The following is a 21,346-nucleotide window of genomic DNA, read 5'->3' on the forward strand; positions in this document are numbered from 1 at the left end:
CCGCGAACCGGGCCACGTGGGGCATGGCGGACCTGGGAACATCGCTCCCATGGCCAACACTTCACGAAACAGCACCCTTTCCCTCGCGGCCACCGTGCTGACCGCCGTCCTCGCCCTTTACATCGCCCTCGTCGCCTTCGGCAACATCACCGACTTCGGCACGAACCGGGACTTCGTACGGCACGTCCTGGCGATGGACACGACGTTCAAGGACGACGACCTGATGTGGCGGGCGATCACGAGCAAGGGCCTCCAGGACACCGCCTACGTGGCGATCATCGTCTGGGAGACGGTCTCCGCGCTGGTGCTGATCGCCGCGACCTGGCTGTGGATACGCCGGGACACGGCGGGCGCGCGGCGCCTGACCACGTACGGCACCCTGATGCTGATGCTGCTCTTCGGCGCCGGGTTCATCGGGATCGGCGGCGAGTGGTTCTCGATGTGGCAGTCCGGGGACTGGAACGGGCTGGAGGCGGCGACGCGGGTGTTCCTGTTCAGCGGCGTCGTGCTGATCGTCACGCACCTGCCGTCCGACCGGGCGGAGGCCGACCGTCCGCAGTGACCGCGGGGCCGACCGTCCGCAGTGACCGCAGCAGGCGGGGATCGGCCGGTGCCGGTGACCGTGACGGTGGCCGTGACCGTGGCCGGCAGGGATCAGCCGACCACGGTGACCGTCGTCCCGGAGCTGCCGAACTCCCAGAGCGCGTCGCCGTCCGCCTTGGGCAGCCGTATGCCGCCCGTCTTGGCGCCGTCGGCCGCCGGGGGCGGCGAGGAGCCGTCCACGGCGTTGGAGAAGGCGACCCAGACGCCGCCCTCCTGGGTGAAGTACATGATCTGCTCGATCCGCACCCCGTCGGAGCCGGTGGTCGGCTCCGGACGGCGGGTGCCGATGCTGTACTCGCCGGGGTCGGGGTCGACCGTCCCCGGCCACGCCTCGAAGGTCCGCCGGGTGGTGTCGCTGGCGTCGACCAGCCACACCCGGTCCTGTCCGAGCGAGTAGACGACGCGCCGCCCGGTTCCCGAGTCCGCCGGCACCGGGGCGGGCGCGGTCTCCTTCGGCGTGGGCTGCGCGTCCGCCGACGCCGAAGGGTTCGGCTTCGTCGCCGCGGCGGTGGGATGGGGTCCCTGGTCCGCCTGCACGGCCAGGACGGTCACCGCCGCGAGCGCGCCCACGGTCAGACCGGAGACCCACGCCCATGAGGGAAGTCGGGCAGGCACGGGCACGCATCTCCTCAGCTGTGAGAACCCCGACACACCGGGGGTCCGATCATCTTACTGCGAGCGGTCCCTGCCCCGGCGCGCCGGAAGGGCTCACTCCAGCACCGGCAGCAGCTCGGGCAGGTGCCCGTCCGACTCCCCCGCGGCCCGCTGCCGCTCCTCGCTCACCGGGCCGTACAGCGTCGTCCGCGGCCGTGCCGGGCGGCCCGCCGCGTCCGCGACCGCGATCAGGTCCTTGACCGACTTGTACGACCCGTACGACGAGCCCGCCATCCGCGAGATCGTCTCCTCCATGAGGGTGCCGCCCAGGTCGTTCGCGCCGGAGCGGAGCATCTCCGCCGCGCCCTCCGTGCCCAGTTTCACCCAGCTCGTCTGGATGTTGGGGATGTGCGGGTGCAGGAGCAGCCGGGCCATGGCCGTCACCGCGCGGTTGTCCCGCACGGACGGGCCGGGCCGCGCGATGCCCGCCAGGTAGACCGGTGCGTTGGTGTGGATGAAGGGCAGCGTCACGAACTCCGTGAAGCCGCCCGTGCGCTGCTGGATCCCGGCGAGGGTGCGCAGGTGGCCGAGCCAGTGGCGGGGCTGGTCGACGTGGCCGTACATCATCGTGGAGCTCGACCGGAGGCCCAGCTCGTGGGCCGTCTCGACCACCTCGATCCAGGTGGCCGCCGGCAGCTTGCCCTTGGTCAGGATCCAGCGGACCTCGTCGTCCAGGATCTCCGCGGCCGTGCCCGGGATCGAGTCCAGGCCCGCCTCCTTGGCCGCGGCCAGCCACTCGCGGACCGACATCCCGGTGCGGGTCGCGCCGTTGACCACCTCCATCGGCGAGAAGGCGTGCACGTGCATGCCGGGTACGCGCTCCTTCACGGCCCGCGCGATGTCGAAGTACGCCGTGCCGGGCAGGTCGGGGTGGATGCCGCCCTGCATGCAGACCTCGACCGCTCCCACGTCCCAGGCCTGCTGCGCACGGTCGGCGACCTGGTCCAGGGAGAGCGTGTAGGCGTCGGCGTCCGTGCGGCGCTGGGCGAAGGCGCAGAAACGGCAGCCGGTGTAGCAGACGTTGGTGAAGTTGATGTTGCGGGTGACGATGTACGTCACGTCGTCGCCGACGACGCTCCTGCGGACGTCGTCCGCGATGCCGCACAGCGCGTCGAGGGCCGGGCCGTCGGCGTGCAGCAGGGCGAGGGCCTCGTCGTCCGTGAGCCGGGTCGGGTCGTCGGCCGCGGTGGCGAGGGCGGCGCGTACGTCGGTGTCGATGCGCTCGGGCGCCATGCCGGGGGCGGCGGCCTCGCGCAGGGCGCCCCAGTCGCCGTACACCTCGTCGAAGTCGTCGCGGCGGTCCGACGTACGGCCCTCGGTGTCGATGGTGGTGTGCAGGTCGGTGCGGCCGCTCGCGGTGAACGCCTCGTCCGGCTCCTGCCACGGGCGGCCCTCGACCACCGCGTCCGCGCGCGCCAGGCCCGTCGCCGGGTCCGCGAGGGCCGCCACGTGCGGGCGCAGCCGCGGGTCCAGCCAGGGCTCGCCGCGCTGGACGAACTCCGGGTACACGCACAGGCGTTCGCGCAGCTCGAAGCCGACCGCCCGGGACTTCGCGGCGAGTTCGTCGATCTGCGGCCAGGGGCGCTCGGGGTTGACGTGGTCGATGGTGAGCGGGGAGACGCCGCCCCAGTCGTCGATGCCCGCGCCGATCAGCCGCTCGTACTCGGCGTCCACCAGGTTCGGCGGGGCCTGGAGGCAGGCGGAGGGGCCCATGATGTGCCGGGCGACGGCGACCGTGGCGACCAGCTCGTCCAGCTCCGCGTCCGGCATGCCGCGCATCGCGGTGTCCGGCTTGGCCCGGAAGTTCTGGATGATGAGTTCCTGGACGCCGTGGTAGGCGCGGGAGACCTTCCGCAGCGCGAACAGCGACTGGGCGCGCTCCTCGTAGGTCTCGCCGATGCCGATGAGGATGCCCGAGGTGAAGGGGACCGAGGAGCGTCCGGCGTCCTCCAGGACGCGCAGCCGTACGGCGGGCTCCTTGTCGGGCGAGCCGTGGTGCGGGCCGCCGGGCTCGGACCACAGGCGCCTCGCGGTGGTCTCCAGCATCATGCCCATGGACGGCGCGACCGGCTTGAGCCGCTGGAAGTCCGTCCAGCTCATGACGCCCGGGTTGAGGTGCGGGAGCAGGCCCGTCTCCTCCAGGATGCGGACCGAGATGGCGCGGACGTAGGCGATCGTGTCGTCGTACCCGTGCGCGTCGAGCCACTCCCTGGCCTCCGGCCAGCGGTCCTCGGGCTTGTCGCCGAGGGTGATGAGGGCTTCCTTGCAGCCGAGGGCGGCGCCCTTGCGCGCGATGTCGAGCACCTCGTCCGGCGACATGAACATCCCGTGCCCGGCGCGGCGCAGTTTGCCGGGGACGGTGACGAAGGTGCAGTAGTGGCACTTGTCCCGGCACAGCCGGGTCAGCGGAACGAAGACGCTCTTGGAGTAGGTGATGACGCCGGGGCGCCCGGCCGCCTCCAGGCCCGCGTCCCGGACCCGGGCGGCGGACGCGGTGAGCGCGTCGAGGTGCTCGGCGCGCGCCTGGAGCAGCACGGCGGCCTCGGAGACGTCCAGGGCGACGCCGTCCCTGGCCCGTTTGAGGGCGCGACGCATGGAGTTCTCGGTGGGCCCTGCGGGGTCGGCGGGTCCGGTTCCGGAGGTCGCGGAAGTCGTCATCCTTCGAGCATACGAGCGCCGTGATCAGCACGGGCGTCCCGTCCGTGTGACCCACCGCGCGGTTTCCGGCCCTCAAGGGGCCGCAATGTGCCACACCCCTTTTCTTGCACCGGAGTTCACGGCTCAATACGAGGGTTGCACGCACCACCCCCTGCACCACCGATGTCATGCGACTGACGACACCCGGGAGCAGCAGCATGTGCGAGGACCACCACGGGCACGAAGAGGCCCACCACGGGCACGAGCACGGGCACGAGGACGAGCACGGCACCGCGCGCGGCAACGACCAGGACCACGGGCACGCACCCGCCCCCGCCCGCGACCGCGACCGCGACCGCGACCGCGCCGGGATCGGCAGGCGCGCGGTGTTCGTGACGGGAGCCGCCGCCGCGCTTACGTTGGGAAGCGTGAGCTTCGCCTCGGCGGCACCCCGGCAACGGCGGACGAGAACCGTGCGCGGCACGCTGCCGCCCGGTTCCCCCGACTTCGTGTACGTCCCGGTCGAAATCCCCCGGGGCGTGCGCGAGATCCACGTCGCCTACACCTACGACCGCCCCACCGTCCCCGCCGGCACCCAGGGCAACGCGCTCGACATCGGCCTCTTCGACGAGCGCGGCACCGACCTGGGCGGCCGGGGCTTCCGCGGCTGGTCGGGCGGAGCGCGCACCGAGTTGTACGTCCGCGCGGACGCCGCCACGCCCGGCTACGTCCCCGGACCGGTGCGTCCGGGCACCTGGCACATCGCGCTCGGCCCGTACACGGTGGCGCCGCAGGGCCTGTCGTACGAGATCACGATCACGCTGACCTACGGCGAGCAGGGCGAGACCCCGCGCCCGGCGTACCCGCCCGAGCGCGCCAAGGGGCGGGGCCGGGCCTGGTACCGGGGCGACTGCCACCTGCACTCCGAGTACTCCGACGGCCGCTACACCCTCGCCGAGATCGCGGAGCTGGCGCGGGCGGCGGGCCTGGACTTCATCAACTCCTCCGAGCACAACACCCACTCCGCGCACGCGCACTGGGCAGACCTGGCCGGGGACGACCTGCTGATCCTGCTCGGCGAGGAGGTGACGACCCGCAACGGTCACGTCGTCGCCCTCGGCACCGACCCCGGCACCTTCGTCGACTGGCGCTACCGGGCCCGGGACAACCGCTTCGGCCGCTTCGCCCGGCAGATCCGCCGCGCCGGTGGCCTGGTCGTGCCGGCCCACCCGCACGCCACCTGCATCGGCTGCAACTGGAAGTTCGGGTTCGGGGAGGCGGACGCCGTCGAGGTGTGGAACGGCGCGTACACGCCCGACGACGAGGTGGCGCTGGCCGACTGGGACGGCATGCTGGTCGCGTCCGTGCGCGAGGGGCGGGACGGGGGCGGGCGGGCCGGCTCGGCCGGCCAGGGCTGGATTCCGGCGATGGGCAGCAGCGACTCCCACCGCTCCCCCGACGTGATCGGCCGCCCGCAGACCGTCGTCCTCGCCGACGACCTGACCCGCGAGGCGATCCAGGAGGGCATCCGCGCGGGACGGTCGTACGTCGCCGAGTCGTCGAAGGTGTCGCTGTCCTTCACCGCGTCCGGCGGCCGGGGCGAGCACGCGGGCATCGGCGAGCGGCTGCGCGTGGCGGACGACACGCCGGTCACCGTCCGCCTGGAGGTGACGGGCGCCCCGCGCTGCACGGTGCGTCTCGTGACCGACCAGGGCGTCCTGGTCACCGGCGATCCGCTGCCGGTGTCCGGGGAGGGCGTCGTGGAGTGGCGGACGACCGCGTCGTACGCGGCGTACGTCCGCGCGGAACTCCGCCACGAGACGGCGGCGGGTCCCCTGCCGGGGGCCCTGGCGGCATTCACCAACCCGGTGTTCCTGGGGCGGTAGCCGGCGACAGCCGCCACGCCGGGGGCCGGCCGGTTCCGCCGGACCCCGGCGGAACCGGCTGGCCCCCTGGGCCGTCCGTCTGGTCCCGTCCCGCCCCGCTCCCCGGCGTTTTCCGGGACCATGGAGACCGGAGAGACGGGAGCGTGAACGAACCATGTCGAAGTCACAGCCGCAGCCGAACCCGGGACGGGGACCGGAACCGGAACCGGAACCGGAACCGGGACGGGGACCGGACCCGAAACCGGGACCGGAACCGGAACCGAATCCTGAACCGGGACCGAAGTCGTCCCCCGGCCCCGAGAAGAAGTACCGGTACGTCACGGCCTTCCAGCGCCGACTGAACGCCGTCGTGCGCCGCCTGCCGGGCCAGACCCTCCTGGAGACCACCGGCCGCGTCTCGGGCCTCCCCCGCCGCACGCCGGTGGGCGGACGCCGGGTGGGCGACTCCTTCTGGCTGGTGTCGGAGTTCGGCGAACGCTCCCAGTACGTCCGCAACATCCGCGCCGACCCCCGCGTCCGCGTCCGCATCCGGGGACGCTGGCACCCGGGCACCGCCCATCTCGTGCCCGACGACGACCCGCGGGCACGCCTGCGCCGCCTCCCCCGCTTCAACAGCACGGCGGTGCGGGTGATGGGCGTCGGGGCGCAGCTACTGACGGTACGGGTGGAGCTGGATGGGTAAGGGAGCAGGTGAGGAACCTGTGATCGGCGTCTCCCACGGCTGACGTGATCAGCATGAACAAGGCAAACTGGCCTGGTTGCTCAGGATGTCTAGGGGGACGGCATGGACGGTGGACCGCGGGTTCCGGAGCAGCGGCGTCCCGGATCCCCGGCAGAACCGGACGGGTCGGCCGCGCTCCGCTTCGGCGTGCTCGGACCGGTGCGTGCCTGGCGCGGCGAACAGTCACTGGCCACCGGCTCGCCCCAGCAGCGGGCACTGCTGGCCGCCCTGCTGCTGCGCGAGGGCCGTACGGCCACGGCGGCCGAACTGATCGACGCCCTGTGGGGCGAGGAGCCGCCGTCGCAGGCGCTGGCCGCGGTCCGGACGTACGCGTCCCGGCTGCGGAAGGCCCTGGATCCCGGGGTGCTGGTCAGCGAGTCGGGCGGGTACGCCGTACGGGGTCTCGCCGACGGGGCGCTGGACCTGGCGGCGGCCCAGGACCTGGTCGCCGGGGCGGAGAAGGCGCGCGGCGCCGGGGACTTCGCCCGGGCCCGTGACGCCCTGCGCCGTGCGCTGGCCCTGTGGGACGGCGAGGCGCTGGCCGGCGTGCCGGGACCGTACGCGGAGGCGCAGCGCGTCCGCCTGGACGAGTGGCGGCTCCAACTCCTGGAAACCTGCCTGGAACTGGACCTGGAGCAGGGCGGCCACGCCGAGGCGGTCTCGGAACTGACGGCGCTGACGGCGGCGCACCCCCTGCGCGAACGCCTGCGCGAGCTGCTGATGCTGGCCCTGTACCGCAGCGGACGCCAGGCGGAGGCCCTCGCGGTGTACGCGGACACGCGGCGCCTGCTCGCCGACGAGCTGGGCGTCGACCCGCGCACCGGCCTCCAGGAACTCCAGCAGCGCATCCTGCGTGCCGACCCCGCCCTGGCCGAGCCGTCGGCGCCGCCGGACACGGAGACGACGGCGCCCGCGGTCCGCCCGGCGCAACTGCCCGCCACCGTGCCCGACTTCACGGGCCGCGCGTCCTTCGTGCGCGAGCTGAGCGACGTACTGTCGGCGGCGTCCGGGGACGGGCCCGGGGACGGGCCCGGACCCGGCGGCCGCGTGATGGCGGTCTCCGCGCTGGCCGGCATCGGCGGCGTCGGCAAGACCACCCTCGCGGTGCACGTCGCCCACCGGGCGCGGGCCGCGTTCCCGGACGGGCAGCTCTACGTCGACCTGCAGGGCGCCGGTGCGCGGCCCGCGGAGCCGGAGACGGTGCTGGGCTCGTTCCTGCGCGCCCTCGGCACGGCCGACTCGGCGATCCCGGACTCCCTGGAGGAACGGGCCGCCCTCTACCGTTCCGTGCTGGACGGCCGCCGCGTCCTCGTCCTCCTCGACAACGCCCGGGACGCCGCCCAGGTACGGCCGCTGCTGCCGGGTACGGACGGCTGCGCCGCGCTGGTGACGGCGCGGGTGCGGATGGTGGACCTCGCCGGGGCGCACCTGGTCGACCTGGACGTGATGGCGCCGGAGGAGGCGCTGGCCCTCTTCACGAGGATCGTGGGCGAGGAGCGGGTCGCCTCGGAACGGGAGGCGGCCCTGGACGTGGTCGGCGCGTGCGGTTTCCTGCCGCTCGCCATCCGCATCGCCGCGTCCCGGCTGGCGGCGCGCCGCACGTGGACGGTCTCCGTCCTCGCGGCGAAGCTGTCGGACGAGCGCCGCCGCCTGGACGAGCTGCAGGCCGGCGACCTGGCCGTCGAGGCCACCTTCGAACTGGGCTACGGCCAGCTGGAGGCGGCCCAGGCCCGCGCCTTCCGCCTCCTCGGCCTGGCGGACGGCCCGGACATCTCCCTGGCGGCCGCGGGGGCGGTCCTCGACCTCCCGGCGCAGGAGACGGAGGACCTCCTGGAGTCCCTGGTGGACACGTCGCTCCTCGAGTCGGCGGCGCCGGGCCGCTACCGCTTCCACGACCTCGTCCGCCTCTACGCGCGCGCATGCGCGGAACGCGACGAGCACCCACCGTCCGAACGGGGTGCCGCGCTCTCCCGGTTGCTGGACTTCTACCTGGCCACGGCGACGGAGGTCTACGCGATCGAACGGCCGGGGGACCGGACGGTGGACCACCTGGAGCGTACCGAGTGCGCGGGCATGGAGTTCAGGGAGGACACCGACGCCCTGGACTGGCTGCATTCCGAGGCCGCTTGCATCCTGGCGTGTGTCCGGCAGTCACTCGGAGCGAGCACACTCCGTCGAGCCGTCGACCTCCTGCTGGCGTCGAAGGACCTGGCGGAGTCCGGAGCGAGCTCACTCAGTTACGAAGCGGCCGCCTTCGCGGTACGCGACGCCACGTCCGTGTCCGGTGACCCCCAGGCCGAGGGCCGGGCGCGCACGACGCTGGCGCAAGTCCTCAGCCGCGCCGGCCGCTTCGACGAGGCGGGCACGGAGGCCGAGCTCGCCATCGAGCTCGGGAATCGGACCGCGGACCCCTGGATCACGGGGAACGCCCACAACGAGCAGGGCATCATCGCCAACTGCAAGAACCGGCACGGCGTGAGCGAGGCTCACCTCTGTGAGGCCGTGGAGGCGTTCCGGGCGGACGGCAACCGTGCCGGTGAGGCCAGCGCTCTGTGCAACCTGTCACGCGTCCTCGTGTCCCTGGGGCGCGCGACCGCGGCGATAGACCTGGTGCGTCAGGGAATCGCTCTCTACGACGAACTCGGCCTGACCTTCCGCCTGGCCAACGCCCGGTACGCACTGGGCATCGCCCTCAGCCACGCCTCACGGCACACCGAGGCGCTCAGTGAACTGTCCACCGCGTTGCAGACCTTCGCGGCGAACCGGCAACGGCTGTGGGAGGGTGCGACACACTTCCGTATCGCCCAGGTCCACCTCGCCGCCCAGCGCCCCGCCCAGGCGGCCCAGCACGCCGAACAGGCACTGACGACGGGGAGCATCGGCGGCGACTGGATGCGCGCCAACATCCTGACGCTCCTGGGACGTTCGCTCAGCAGCCTCGGACAGACCGACCGTGCACGCGCCTGCTGGCGCGACGCGCTGTCCATCCACGAGGAATCCGGAGCGCCGCAGACGGCGGAGTTGCGCGCACTCCTGCGCCCCGTCGAAGCAGCCTGAGCGAGCGGTCCACGGGGCCGTTCATCGAACGTTTATGGGGTGCTGTCACGATCCTGGCATCGATCCGTCGCGTCGGGGGGCAGGCGGGTCGCCCGGGGCTTCATCTGTAGGGTGAACGACCCTGGAACGCCCGTTCGGCGGTCTCGGGGGAGCCGCTGAACGGGCGCCGCAACCCGATGTTCCATTGATTTCATGGGGGTCAAGGACTATGAGCGACGCCACGAACAGCAACGAAGACGCGAAGAGCGGCTCCGGCACCGTCACCACGCAGGACAGCCACATGCCGGCCCCGCCGAAGGACGGCACGGCCACGACCCAGGACAGCCACATGCCGGCCCCGCCGAGCGAGGACGGAATCACCACGCTGGACAGCCACATGCCGGCCCCGCCCGCCCTGGACCGGGACGGCGACGGCAAGTAGACCTTCTCCACACGGGGATCGGCCGCGGCGGCGCGGAGGGGAGCCGCCGCGGCCGACTTGTGTCCCCCAGGACATCCACCGGGCCCTCTCCGGTGGGTGAGGGGGAGATTGGACAATCCGTCCCACCTCCACCCGCCAAAACCCCTGGTGAATCCATCACTCACGCGGGACAAAGTGTCCAATCCCGGCCTCGTCGTTCACCGTTGGTCACAGGCTCGCGAGCCAGGGGTGGCCCGGGTGTGTGCGGGTGAGGAGCTCGGTCAGGGTTCCGCGTTGGGGCGAGGTCAGGTGCGGGACGGTCGAGTCGAAGTCTGCCTGGTCCTTTGGGCGGACGTGCTTGGCCTTGAACAGCAGGACCAGTTCGGGGGCCAGATACGGGATGCCGTCCCGGGTGTGGTGGACGATGTCGCCGTAGGGCAGCCGGATGCTGTCGTCGCGTCGGCAGATCCAGGTGTCGCCGTCGTGTGGTTCGCGGAACACGTCGAGCAGGTAGTTTCCGGTGGCCGGATCGCGGAGCCATGTCTGATGTACGGCGGCCAGCGCCTCCGGTGCGGCGTCCTCCCAGATCCGGCCGCCGCCTGCCGCGTCGAAGACGTATCCGGGGAAGCGGTGACGGACCTCGGGGAAGCTCGCGGCCGGAATCGCGATCTCGATGTCCCCGTGAGCGCGTGTCTGCCTGCCGCGGAACAGGTCCAGTGCCCAGCCCGCGGCCACACACCAGGGCGTGCTGATCCCGGCCAGCCGCTGCGCGACCTCACTCGGGGTCCAGCAGGACGACCACCTGGCGGGGAGGGCTTCGATCTCGTCGGGTGACAGCTCGGTGCCGCCGCCGGGCGGTTGCTCGCTCACCGCGGGAACCCGTCAGCGGAGTCGAAGGTTCCTGACCGCGGCCGGTGCAGGGCCAGCCGGGTCAGTTCGGCTGCCCGGCGGTGGTCCTTCGGGCGGCCCAGGGCGCGGCGCATGCGGATGAGGTCGTCGAGGGCGGCGTAGCGGATGGTGAAGCCCGCCGGGTCGCGCGTGGTGTCGGCCCGGGGCAGGCAGGGGGCGACGTTCATGGCGCCCCAGGGGAGGGCGGGGGTGCAGAGGTCGCCGACGGCACCGGTCACCCGGTAGGGCACCTGCGCGCGGGTCAGGTCGGGCGGCGCTGGGCAGCCGACGCGGGTGAGGGCCGCGTGCAGGGCCTGTGCTTCCGCGGGGGTGCCGTCCCAGAGCAGGTCGAGGTCTCCCGTCAGCTCGGTCGAGCCGTGCATGATGCCGGCGACCTGGCCGATGACCACGGCGCGCGAACGGGCTTCGTCGAGCGCCCGGAGGAAGGGGAAGGGGTCGAAGCCGAGCGCCCCGTCGGTGGCGAAGGTGCCGTGGAGGGCGTCGGCCTCCTCCGGAGGGCGGCCGGTGGGAGCGCGTCCCCGGGTGGCTTCTTCCGTGCGGGTGATCGCCTGCCTCAGGCGCAGGGCGGCTGTCGGGTCCATGCTGCGTCCCGTCCCCTTCCGTCAGCGGTCGTTCGGCCGGCTACGGGACGGGGAGTGGTTCCGGGTCGTCCAGTTCGCAGTGGTCGGGGGTGGGCGTGGTGTCGAGGGGGATGCGGAGCTTCTTCGTGCCGCCGGGTGGGACCGTGGTTTCCTCGCGGTTGTCCGCGGTCGTCGTGCCGGCCGTGTCCTTGAAGAGGACCGTGACCGGGAACGTGTACTCGCGTGCGTTCGGGTTGGTGATCTCGACGGTGGCGTACGGGGCGGACTTCGTTGCGCAGGTGAGGAGTTCCACGGTGGCCGGCTGCGGGGTGGCGGTGGAGTCGCTGCCGCCGCCGCCCGTGTCATCGTCGTCGTAGGAGTCGTCGTCGTAGTCGTGGCGGCCGGTGCCGTAGTAGTCGTCGTCGTCCTTGTACGCGTCGCCGCCGCCCGACGTGGACGACGAACTGTCGTGGTCCTGGCTGGAACTGCTGCAGCCGCCGCCCCCGTCGCCGCCGTGGCCGTGGCCGTGACGGCTGGTGGAGAAGCCGGTCAGGCTGAGAACCACCAGTGTCGAGATCGCCGTGAGTCTGAGTGCTCGCCCCCGTGTTGTCATGGTGATCACATTAGCCCGCGGGTGTCACGGACACGTCACCAGGTGGACACGGGGCCTCACGCCGTACGGGCCGTTCCCGTGCCCTTCTCCGCGTCCAGCGCGTACACGCAGCGGTCCTTGCTGCACGCGTAGACGATGCCGTCCCTCACGACCGGGGAGCCGGTGATCTCTCCGCCGGTGGCCAGCTTCCAGCGCAGGCGGCCGTCGTCGGACTTGAGGGTGTAGAGCAGGTGGTCCGTCGAGCCGAAGTGGATGCGGCCCTCGGCGACCGTCGGCGCGCCCACGATGTCGCCGCCCGCCTGGAAGCGCCACTTGGGAGTGCCGGTCACCGCGTCCAGCGTGTAGAGGCCCTTGCCGCTGCCCACGTGGACGTGGCCGGCGGCGACCAGGACCGGGTCGGTCGAGGAGCGGGCCTCGGTCGCGATGCGCCAGCGGTCGCGGCCGTCGGTCGCGTCGAGGGCGTAGACGGTGCCGAGGTAGTCGGCCAGGTAGACCCCGCCGCCGGTCACGGCCGGGCCCGGCACGAAGGTGGGCGGGGCCAGGAAGACCGCCGGGGCCTCGAAGTGCCAGCGGACGTGGCCCGAGGCGACCTCCAGGGCGAGGACGCGGGTGCCCGCCGCGACGTACACGTAGCCGTCGGGGGCCCGGGTCAGGCGGACCGGGACCCCGCCGCAGGAGGCGGCGTCGCCGATCGGGTACGACCACCTCTCGTCGCCCGTGCGGGCGTCCAGGGCGCGGAGCCTGGCGTCCTGCCAGACGTACGCCGTGCCGTCGTGGAGCGCGGCGCCCGCCTCGGCGGACTCGAAGTCGGTCTGCGCGCCGGTGAGTTCCCACAGCTTCTGCCCGCTGGACGCCTCCCAGGCCTGGACGCCGCCGCCGCGGGTGGCGGTGAGGACCGTGCCGCGGTCGGCCTGGAGGGAGTACACCCAGGCGTCCGTCTGGACCCGCCACAGGTCGGCGCCCTCGCGGGCGTTCAGCGCGAAGAGGGTGGGGCCGTCGGAGGCGTGGACCCGGCCGTCCGCGACCGCCATCGACCAGGCGACGTCCCGGGTCTTGAAGCGCCGGCGCCCGGTGGCCACGTCCAGGGCGTGCACCTCGAAGGAGGTGACGTAGACGAGGTCCTCGGCGACCCGGGGCGTGCCCCACACGTCGTTGGACATGCGGAACCGCCAGGGCCGCCAGCCCGCCGGGGACGCCTCGGGAGGCACGGGCGGCGCGGCCGGTACGGCGGGGTCGGCGCCGTTGACGCCGGGGCGCGGCCGGGCCCAGGACGCGGAGAGCGCGGTCTCCGGCCGGGGCGCGGCGACGGCGGACGCGCGTACGTCGGCGACGCGCGGGCCGGGCCCGATCGGCACCGCGGCGCCGGCCAGCCGCACCGGCCCGGCGTCGGGGGCGCCGACGGGCGCGGGAATCGCCGGCCCGCGCGCGGGCGGCGCCGGCACGGCGGGGTCGTGCGGGGGCGGGGGCGGCGCCGGCGGCGATGCCGGTACGGGGGGACGGGCACCGCCCGGGCCCGGACCGCGGCTGCCGGACGCGGCCGGCTTCGGGGCGGGGCGGCCGTTGCGGCGGCCCTCGATCAGGCTCACCGCCCGCTCGGGCAGCCACGCCGACGCCGTACCGCTGTCGTCGGAGCCGGAGCCGAAGAGGTGCGGGGCGAGCTGGGACTGGAGGTCGGCCGGGTTGGGGCGGCCGGTGGCCTCCATCTGCATACAGGCCTCGATGAGCGGACGCAGCTCGTCCGGGAGGCCTTCCAGGTCGGGGCCCTCGCGCAGCAGCATGAAGACCGTCTCGACCGGGTTGGCGCCGTGGAAGGGCGGGTGCCCCGTGGCGGCGAAGACCAGCATGGAGCCGAGCGAGAACACGTCGCTGGCGCCGGTGACGCTGCGGGAGTCCTTCGCCTGCTCCGGCGACATGTAGGCGGGGGTGCCGACCGCGACGTTCGTCATGGTCAGACGGGTGTTCGAAACCCCGGACGCGATACCGAAGTCGATCACTCGGGGCCCGTCCTCCACCACGAGGACGTTGGAGGGTTTCAGGTCGCGGTGGACCAGACCCGCCCCGTGGATCGACTGGAGCGCCTCCGCGACGCCCGCCGCCAGCCAGCGCACCGCCTGGGCCGGGAGCGGCCCGCACTCGTTCACTATCTCCTCGAGGGAGGGTGCGGGTACGTACGCCGTGGCCAGCCACGGCACCGCGGCACGCGGGTCGGCGTCGACCACCGCCGCCGTGTAGAAGCCCGAGACCGCTCGGGCCGCCTCCACCTCCCGCGTGAAGCGGACGCGGAAGAGCTGGTCCTCCGCGAGTTCCGTGCGCACCGTCTTGATCGCCACGCGCCGCCCGGACGCCGAGCGCGCGAGATAGACCAGCCCCATGCCGCCGGCGCCGAGCCGCCCCAGCACCTCGAACGGCCCGATCCGCCGCGGATCGTGCTGTGTCAGCTGATCCACCACTTGCCTGCCACCTCCCCGTACGGGCCGCGCCACCCACTTATGCACGCGACCGAAGTGCAGCGTCTCACCACCGCCCCTGTGTGGCGCCACGCACCCCGATTCTTCCTGCCCGAGGCGCTGGTGGCGAACCTCGGGACAATCAGGGTGTCTCGTCCCATCCCGGGCGCCTGGTGCCGTCCGGGCGTCTCCGGTCAGCGCTGGAGCAGCGCGAACGACGCTCCCTGGCCGTCCGAGACCACGGCCGCCCGCCCGTACGACGTCTCGAAGGGCGGGACCCGCACCCTGCCGCCGAGCCGGGCCACCGCGCCGAGGGCGGCCTCCACGTCCCGGACCAGGAAGTGGACGAGGAAGTGCGGCGGCATCTCGGCCGGGAAGACGTCCGAGACCGGGGCGCGGCCGACGTCGGGGTCGGCGTCCGGGCCGAAGAGGGCGTCGTGGAAGAGGTCGCCGTAGAAGGCGTTGGCGGCCTCGGTGTCGCGGGTGTACAGCTCGGCCCAGGCGAAGGTGCCCGGCTCGTGCCGGCGCCCGAAACCGGGGCGGCTGCCGGGCTGCCAGAGCGCGAAGACGGCGCCCTCGGGGTCGGCGGCGAGGGCGCTGGTCCCCAGCTCACCGACCGGGTGGGGCGGGGTGAGGACCTGGCCGCCGCCCGCCCGGATCCGCTCGGCGAGGGCGCGGGCGTCCGGAGTGTGGAAGTACACGGACCACACGGTGGGCATGCGGCCGTCCGTCTTGCGGACCAGGGCGGCGACGGGCTCGCCGTCGAGGTACGCGCGCAGGGGGCCGGCGGGCTCGCCCGGGGTCCCGGCTCCCGTTCCCGTCCCCGTTCCCGCTCCGGGCAGTTCTCCCGTTCCCGTTCCGGGCGGCTTTCCCGTTTCGCCGGGTCCGCCCGCCGTGCCCTCGCCGGCCGCCTCCTCGAAGGTCCAGCCGAACAGCTCGCCGTAGAAGCGGCGGCCCGCCTCGACGTCGGAGAGCTGCGCCTCCACCCAGCAGGGGGTGCCTTCCCGGTAGGCCGGGGGTGCGGGCGGGCTCTCGGGCAGGCCCCCGGAGGGACCTCCGGCCGGGCCTCCGGGGGGACCTCCGGATGGGGGTTCGGGCGGGCTCTCGGACGTACGTCCGGGCGTTGCGTTTCCGGTTTCCCCGGTCTCCCCGTTTGCTGCCCCGTTTTCAGCCATGCCGTCAAAGTAACCGCCCGACCCGTACCGCGCAGACCAGGCACACCAGCCTCCTTCCGCGCCCGCACCCCATTTGCAGTCGGCCGAATCGCGCTCGGACCCCCCGTCGGTAAGCTGACCGGCATGACAGGACAAGTGCGTACCGTCGATGGCCGCGTGGCCGGTCGACGTGGGCAGGCGACCCGGGAGAAACTGCTCGACTGCCTCAGCGACATGCTCAATTCCTCCCCCTATCGCGATGTCAAAGTCATCGATGTCGCCCGCCGGGCCGGTACCTCGCCCGCGACCTTCTACCAGTACTTTCCGGACGTCGAGGGTGCCGTCCTGGAGATCGCCGAGCGCACGGCCGCCGAGAGTTCCTCGCTGGCCGGGCTGGCGGCGGGCCGCTCGTGGGTCGGCAAGGCCGGCTGGCAGACGGCACAGGAACTCGTCGACGGTTTCCTGGAGTTCTGGAGGAAGAACGACGCGATTCTCCGCGTCGTCGATCTCGGTGCGGCGGAAGGGGATAAACGGTTCTTCAAGATCCGTATGAAGATCCTCAACTCGGTGAACTCCGCCCTCTCGGACTCCGTGGCCGAGCTTCAGGCCAAGGGCCGGGTCGACAAGGACGTGAACCCCGCGGCGATCGCCGGGTCCCTGGTCGTCATGCTCGCGGCCGCCGCCTCGCACCAGAAGGGCTTCACCTCCTGGGGCGTCAAGCAGGCCGAACTCAAGCCCAGTCTGGCTCTGTTGACGTACCTGGGTGTCACGGGCAAGAAGCCCACCAAGTAGCACGCCCACCCGGCAGCACCGGTCGGCGCCCGACGCGGCCGCCTGTCATCTCCGCCGCGCGCCCGCTCGAACCCGGCGCCCGTGCCCTGCGCCCGTGTACTGCCCGGCCGTACCGGCCTCCGGCCCGTGGACCGGCGCCTCGAAGTCCGGCCCATTGGTGTCCGCAGACGGGAACAGCCGTACACCCGGCCTACGTTGAACCCATCACGTACGTCCGCAACCGCTGGAGGAGACCGCAGTGCCCCTGACCCGCGAAGAGCGTGAGACGTTCCTGGCCGAGCCGCACATCGCCGCGCTCGCGGTGGCCGCGGAGGCGGGCCGCGCCCCGCTGACCGTGCCGATCTGGTACCAGTACGCACCCGGCGGCGACCCGTGGATCCTGACCGGTCTCGACAGCCGCAAGAGCCGGCTGATCCAGAAGGAGGGCAGGTTCTCGCTGATGGTCGACAGGCTGGAGCCCACCATCCGGTACGTGTCGGTCGAGGGACCGGTCGTCGAGACGGTCGACGCCACCGAGGAGCACCTGCGGGAGATGGCCGCCCGCTACCTCCCCGCCGAGAAGGTGGACGGATACGTCGACTTCTCCCTGGCCAACCACGGCGCGGGCGTCGTCCTGCGTATGCGGCCCGAGCGCTGGGTCTCCTCCGACCTCGGCGGGTTGTGAGGAGCCTCGACGAGCATCTGAGGTCGCTGCGCGTCTGGGACCCGGCGGTCACCGACCTGCCGCCCTTCGACCCGGCCGACGCGCCGGGCGACCCGCTGGCCCTGTTCACACAGTGGTTCGGCGAGACGGTGGCGGCCGGACAGAGCGAACCGCACACGGTGTCGCTGGCGACCGCCGACTCCGAGGGCCTGCCGGACGTACGCGTCGTGATGCTCCACGGCGCCGACGCGGACGGCTGGTCCTTCGCCACGCACGCCGACAGCCGCAAGGGCCGTCACCTGGCCGCCCGCCCGTACGCCGCGCTGCTGTTCTACTGGCCGGTGCTTGGCCGCCAGGTACGCCTGCGCGGCCCGGTCACCGTCGCTCCCGCCGAGGATGCGCAGGCCGACCTGCACGCACGGTCGGCCGGTGCGCTGGCGGCGGCACTGACCGGCCGGCAGAGCGCGGAGCTGGGGTCGGTCGCGGAGCTGGCCCGCGCGTCCGAGGCGGCCTGGGAGCGGGCCGGCCGGGAGCCGGACGCGCCCGTGCCGACCTGGACGCTGTACCGGCTGCTCCCCGAGGAGGTGGAGTTCTTCCAGGGGGACGCCCGCCGACGCCACGTACGGCTGGCCTACCGACGGCCGCGGGGCGACGTCCCGGTGCACGGCGGAGCCGACGGCCCGGAGGACGGCGGGCGCGACGGGCGTGCCGGGCGTGCCGGGCGCGACGGGCATGCCGGGCGCGGCTGGGAGCGGCGGCTGCTGTGGCCCTGAACGGCCTGGAACAGCCCTGCGCGGCCCTGAACGGCCTTCAGTGACCTTGAGTGGCACGACCGGGCTGCCGGCGCCGGCAGCCCCCGGCACCCGGCGTGCCCCGGCGCCCCGGGCTCACCGTGCGTCCGGCGTCGCGGGCTCCGTGTCCGTCGACAGCCGGGCGTGCAGGTGCACGTCGCGGAACGCGTCGTGGCGGCCGGACTCGAACATGGCCCCGCGCAGCGTCCCCTCGGCGCGGTAGCCGCACCGTTCGGCGACCCGGCAGGAAACCTCGTGGCCCACGGCGTGCCCCAGTTCCAGGCGGTGCAGGCCGAGTTCCGCGAAGGCCCAGCGGGAGGCGAGGAGCAGGGCGCGGCCCGCGACGCCCCGGCCGCGGGCCTCGGGCAGCACCCAGTAGCCGACCCGGGCCACCTTCATCGTCAGGCTGATCTCGTTGACGCCGACGTGCCCCAGCGTCGTACCCCTGCCCGTCGGACCCCTGCCCGCCGTGCCGCTGGCCGCCGTGGCGCTGCCCGTCGTGCCGCGGGGGCCCGCCGTACCGATGCCGTCGTCCGTGACGCGGAACGAGACCGCCCTGCCGTCCGCCGCTTCCCGCGCCCGCGCGCGCAGCGACTCGCGGGCGCCCGCGAGGTCGGTCCACAGCGTGAGCGGCGTGTTCCAGCGCTGGAACTCGGGGTCCAGGATGCCGCGCAGCCATGCCTCGGCGTCGGCGTCGTCGTCCGGGTCCCAGGAGCGCAGGCGGAGCCCGTGGCCGCGGGGCTCGGCGCGGGAAGGGGCGGGGGTGTCGCCGGCGTGAGTGGTGTGTGCGTGTATGTGGGCCATCGGGCCATTCAAGCCGACCGGCGGCAGTCGTGACCGATCCGCAACCGATTTCGGTCTTGACCGAGACCCATCAAGCAGCAGCCCGATTACGCTCGCGGCATGGCCGACTCCACCGCGTCCGCTGAACCGCTGCCCGCACACCCCGCGGACCGTCCCGTGTACGTCATAGGCGCCGGTCCCGGCGGCCTCGCCGTCGCCCACGCGCTGCGGGCCCGCGGGCTGCGGGCCGTCGTCCTGGAGCGGGCCGGGCACGTCGGCGACTCCTGGCGGCACCACTACGACCGGCTGCACCTGCACACCACCCGCCGGCTGTCGGCGCTGCCCGGCCTGCCGATGCCGCGCCGCTTCGGGCGGTGGGTGGCCCGGGACGACGTGGTGCGGTACCTGGAGAAGTACGCCGAGCACCACAAACTGGAGATCGTCACGGGCGTCGAGGTCTTCCGCGTCCAGCGGGCGTCCGACGGCGCCGGCTGGCTGCTGCACGCTTCCGGGGGCCGCGAGCTGACCGGCGCCGCCGTCGTGGTCGCCACCGGCTTCAACCACACCCCGCGCATACCGGAGTGGCCCGGCCGGGACACGTACGCCGGCGAGTTCCGGCACGCGTCCGACTACCGCAGCGCCGCTCCGTACGCGGGCCGCGACGTGCTGGTCGTCGGGGTCGGCAACACCGGCGCCGAGATCGCCGTGGACCTGGTGGAGGGCGGCGCCGCCCGGGTCCGGCTGGCCGTGCGCACGGTGCCTCACGTGGTCCGCCGCTCCACCGCCGGCTGGGCCGCCCAGTACACCGGGATCCTGTGCCGGCGGCTCCCGGTCGCCCTGGTCGACCGGCTGGCCCGTCCGCTGGCCCGGATCAGCGTGCCCGACCTGTCGGCACAGGGCCTGCCGCGCCCCGCCACCGGGCTCTACAGCCGGGTCAGGGAGGGCGCCATCCCGGTCCAGGACGTCGGCCTGCTCGACGCGGTGCGCGACGGCCGGGTGGAGATCGTCGCCGCGGTGGACGGCTTCGAGGACGGCAAGGTCCTGCTCGCCGACGGCACCCGCGTCGCCCCCGACGCGGTGCTCGCGGCCACGGGCTACCGGCGGGGCCTGGAGGGGCTGGTCGGGGACCTCGGCGTGCTCGACGCGAGGGGCAGGCCGGTCGTGCACGGCGCCCGCAATCCGCGCGACGCCGCGGGCCTGTACTTCACCGGCTTCACCAACCCCGTCAGCGGCATGCTCCGCGAACTCGCCCTCGACGCCGAACGCATCGCCAAGGCGGTCGCGAGGCGCCAGGCCGGGCGGGTGTCACGCCTGCCCGGCTGAGGGGAGGCCCGCCGCGACGGGCCGCCGGCGGATCACCAGGGCCATCAGCGCCGCCGCCGCGCACAGGGCGCCGGAGGCGACCCAGACCACGTCGTAGGAGCCGAAGCGGTCGCGGGCCACACCGCCGAGGAAGGCGACGAGGGCGGCGCCCACCTGGTGCGAGGCGAGGACCCAGCCGAAGACGATCGCACTGTCCTCGCCGTACTGCTCGCGGCACAGGGCGAGGGTGGGCGGGACGGTGGCGACCCAGTCGAGTCCGTAGAAGACGATGAAGAAGACCATCGGCGGGTGCACGCTGGGCGCGAGCAGCATGGGGAGGAAGAGCAGCGACACACCGCGCAGGGCGTAGTAGACGGCGAGGAGGCGGCGCGGTTCGAAGCGGTCGGTGAACCAGCCGGAGGCGACCGTGCCGACCACGTCGAACACCCCGATCACGGCGAGCAGCGAGGCGGCGGCGGTGATCGGCATGCCGTGGTCGTGGGCGGCGGGCACGAAGTGGGTCTGGACCAGGCCGTTGGTGGAGGCGCCGCAGATCGCGAAGGTGCCCGCGAGGAGCCAGAAGGGGCCGGTGCGGGCGGCGGAGAACAGGACCGTGAGCGCTCGGCGGGCAGCGCCGGGCACGGGGGCGGGCTTGGGTACGAACTGCCGCGCGCCGTAGGGCTTCTGGCCGACGTCGGCCGGGTGGTCGTGCAGGAGCAGCCAGACGAACGGGATGACCGCGAGGGCGGCGAGGGCGACGGTGACGGCCGCGGGGCGCCAGTCGTGCCGCTGGACGATCCAGGAGAGCAGCGGCAGGAAGATCAGCTGGCCGGAGGCGGAGGCGGCGGTGAGGACGCCGGTGACCAGGCCGCGCCGCTCGGTGAACCAGCGGTTGGTGACGGTGGCGGCGAAGGCCAGGGCCATCGAACCGGACCCGAGGCCGACCAGCAGGCCCCAGCACAGGATGAGCTGCCAGGCGGAGTTCATCCACACCGTCAGTCCGGAGCCGAGCGCGATCACGGCGAGGGCGACGGCGACCACCCGCCGGATGCCGAAGCGGTCCATCAGCGCGGCGGCGAAGGGGGCGGTGAGGCCGTAGAGCGCGAGGTTGACGGAGACGGCGGCGCCGATCGTGCCGCGCGACCAGCCGAACTCGTCGTGGAGCGGGTCGATGAGGATGCCGGGCAGGGAACGGAAGGCCGCGGCGCCGATGATCGTCACGAAGGTGACTGCGGCGACCCACCAGGCGCGGTGCACGCGCCGGCGGGGACCCGGGAACGGCTCCCGCCGGTTTCCGGGTACTGCGGTGGCGTCGGTTGTCTGGGTCACGTCACTGAGCTTCCGGCACCGGGGCGGCGCCATCGAGTGGCCCGAAGGACAGTGTTCGCTAGGAT

General features: G+C 73.5%; 18 protein-coding genes. 9 read left to right on the forward strand and 9 right to left on the reverse strand.

Annotated features, from left to right (window positions below; genetic code table 11):
- The first annotated feature begins 49 nt into the window (after nt 1-49).
- A complete protein-coding gene (locus tag HZS56_RS25110) occupies nt 50-562 on the forward strand; it encodes a DUF2165 domain-containing protein (protein ID WP_216723059.1) in 513 nt (170 codons plus the stop codon).
- A gap of 92 nt (nt 563-654) precedes the next feature.
- Here the strand turns inward: HZS56_RS25110 and HZS56_RS25115 are convergent, their stop codons facing one another.
- Together HZS56_RS25115 and HZS56_RS25120 are read right to left on the reverse strand one after the other, a co-directional pair.
- Nucleotides 655-1,218 (reverse strand): hypothetical protein, encoded by a 564-nt coding sequence (locus HZS56_RS25115; RefSeq protein WP_216723060.1) that lies wholly within the window; start codon nt 1,216-1,218, stop codon nt 655-657.
- A gap of 93 nt (nt 1,219-1,311) precedes the next feature.
- Nucleotides 1,312-3,915: a bifunctional FO biosynthesis protein CofGH gene (locus HZS56_RS25120; protein ID WP_216723061.1), complete on the reverse strand. Its 2,604-nt coding sequence runs from the start codon at nt 3,913-3,915 to the stop codon at nt 1,312-1,314.
- A gap of 167 nt (nt 3,916-4,082) precedes the next feature.
- Here HZS56_RS25120 and HZS56_RS25125 point away from each other — a divergent pair, with 167 nt between their 5' ends.
- The 4 genes from HZS56_RS25125 to afsS all read left to right on the forward strand — a co-directional run bounded on the left by HZS56_RS25125 (nt 4,083) and on the right by afsS (nt 9,979).
- A complete protein-coding gene (locus tag HZS56_RS25125; protein ID WP_374201207.1) occupies nt 4,083-5,780 on the forward strand; it encodes a CehA/McbA family metallohydrolase in 1,698 nt (565 codons plus the stop codon).
- A gap of 337 nt (nt 5,781-6,117) precedes the next feature.
- A complete protein-coding gene (locus HZS56_RS25130) occupies nt 6,118-6,462 on the forward strand; it encodes a nitroreductase/quinone reductase family protein (RefSeq protein WP_216723082.1) in 345 nt (114 codons plus the stop codon).
- Between the two features lie 102 nt (nt 6,463-6,564).
- Complete coding sequence (afsR, locus tag HZS56_RS25135) at nt 6,565-9,558, forward strand: SARP-family global regulator AfsR (RefSeq protein ID WP_216723062.1); 2,994 nt, start codon at nt 6,565-6,567, stop codon at nt 9,556-9,558.
- A 208-nt stretch (nt 9,559-9,766) separates the two neighbouring features.
- Nucleotides 9,767-9,979 carry a regulatory protein AfsS gene (gene afsS / locus HZS56_RS25140; RefSeq protein ID WP_216723063.1) on the forward strand — a complete coding sequence of 71 codons (213 nt, stop codon included), beginning with the start codon at nt 9,767-9,769 and terminating at the stop codon, nt 9,977-9,979.
- Nucleotides 9,980-10,186: 207 nt separating this feature from the next.
- Here the strand turns inward: afsS and HZS56_RS25145 are convergent, their stop codons facing one another.
- The 5 genes from HZS56_RS25145 to kbpA form a co-directional block, all read right to left on the reverse strand.
- On the reverse strand, nt 10,187-10,828 hold the full coding sequence (locus tag HZS56_RS25145; RefSeq protein WP_216723064.1) for a nucleotidyltransferase domain-containing protein: 642 nt from the start codon (nt 10,826-10,828) through the stop codon (nt 10,187-10,189).
- The gene (locus tag HZS56_RS25150; protein ID WP_216723065.1) at nt 10,825-11,448 is read right to left on the reverse strand and encodes a hypothetical protein; all 624 of its coding nucleotides are present in this window, start codon (nt 11,446-11,448) and stop codon (nt 10,825-10,827) included. Before HZS56_RS25150 ends, HZS56_RS25145 begins: the two co-directional genes overlap by 4 nt.
- Before the next feature lie 40 nt (nt 11,449-11,488).
- Nucleotides 11,489-12,040, reverse strand: coding sequence for a hypothetical protein (locus HZS56_RS25155; RefSeq protein ID WP_216723066.1), 552 nt, complete (start codon nt 12,038-12,040; stop codon nt 11,489-11,491).
- A gap of 56 nt (nt 12,041-12,096) precedes the next feature.
- Nucleotides 12,097-14,490, reverse strand: coding sequence for a protein serine/threonine kinase AfsK (afsK, locus tag HZS56_RS25160; RefSeq protein WP_216723067.1), 2,394 nt, complete (start codon nt 14,488-14,490; stop codon nt 12,097-12,099).
- 191 nt (nt 14,491-14,681) lie between these two features.
- Nucleotides 14,682-15,473 carry an AfsK-binding protein KbpA gene (gene kbpA, locus HZS56_RS25165; protein WP_308408153.1) on the reverse strand — a complete coding sequence of 264 codons (792 nt, stop codon included), beginning with the start codon at nt 15,471-15,473 and terminating at the stop codon, nt 14,682-14,684.
- Between the two features lie 324 nt (nt 15,474-15,797).
- Here kbpA and HZS56_RS25170 point away from each other — a divergent pair, with 324 nt between their 5' ends.
- From HZS56_RS25170 to HZS56_RS25180, 3 genes are all read left to right on the forward strand, one after another.
- The gene (locus HZS56_RS25170) at nt 15,798-16,433 is read left to right on the forward strand and encodes a TetR family transcriptional regulator (RefSeq protein WP_216723083.1); all 636 of its coding nucleotides are present in this window, start codon (nt 15,798-15,800) and stop codon (nt 16,431-16,433) included.
- A 238-nt stretch (nt 16,434-16,671) separates the two neighbouring features.
- The gene (locus HZS56_RS25175) at nt 16,672-17,097 is read left to right on the forward strand and encodes a pyridoxamine 5'-phosphate oxidase family protein (protein ID WP_216723069.1); all 426 of its coding nucleotides are present in this window, start codon (nt 16,672-16,674) and stop codon (nt 17,095-17,097) included.
- Complete coding sequence (locus tag HZS56_RS25180; protein ID WP_308408154.1) at nt 17,094-17,849, forward strand: pyridoxine/pyridoxamine 5'-phosphate oxidase; 756 nt, start codon at nt 17,094-17,096, stop codon at nt 17,847-17,849. The genes HZS56_RS25175 and HZS56_RS25180 overlap by 4 nt, the downstream gene beginning before the upstream one ends.
- A gap of 114 nt (nt 17,850-17,963) precedes the next feature.
- Here the strand turns inward: HZS56_RS25180 and HZS56_RS25185 are convergent, their stop codons facing one another.
- Complete coding sequence (locus HZS56_RS25185) at nt 17,964-18,671, reverse strand: GNAT family N-acetyltransferase (protein ID WP_216723070.1); 708 nt, start codon at nt 18,669-18,671, stop codon at nt 17,964-17,966.
- 99 nt (nt 18,672-18,770) lie between these two features.
- Here HZS56_RS25185 and HZS56_RS25190 point away from each other — a divergent pair, with 99 nt between their 5' ends.
- A complete protein-coding gene (locus HZS56_RS25190; protein ID WP_216723071.1) occupies nt 18,771-19,973 on the forward strand; it encodes a flavin-containing monooxygenase in 1,203 nt (400 codons plus the stop codon).
- Here HZS56_RS25190 and HZS56_RS25195 read toward each other — a convergent pair.
- Nucleotides 19,956-21,281 carry an MFS transporter gene (locus HZS56_RS25195; protein WP_216723072.1) on the reverse strand — a complete coding sequence of 442 codons (1,326 nt, stop codon included), beginning with the start codon at nt 21,279-21,281 and terminating at the stop codon, nt 19,956-19,958. The genes HZS56_RS25190 and HZS56_RS25195 overlap by 18 nt on opposite strands.
- Between the last annotated feature and the right edge of the window lie 65 nt (nt 21,282-21,346).

Origin of the sequence: Streptomyces mayonensis, from assembly GCF_018982965.1 — a bacterium.
Classification (GTDB): Bacteria; Actinomycetota; Actinomycetes; order Streptomycetales; family Streptomycetaceae; genus Streptomyces; species Streptomyces mayonensis.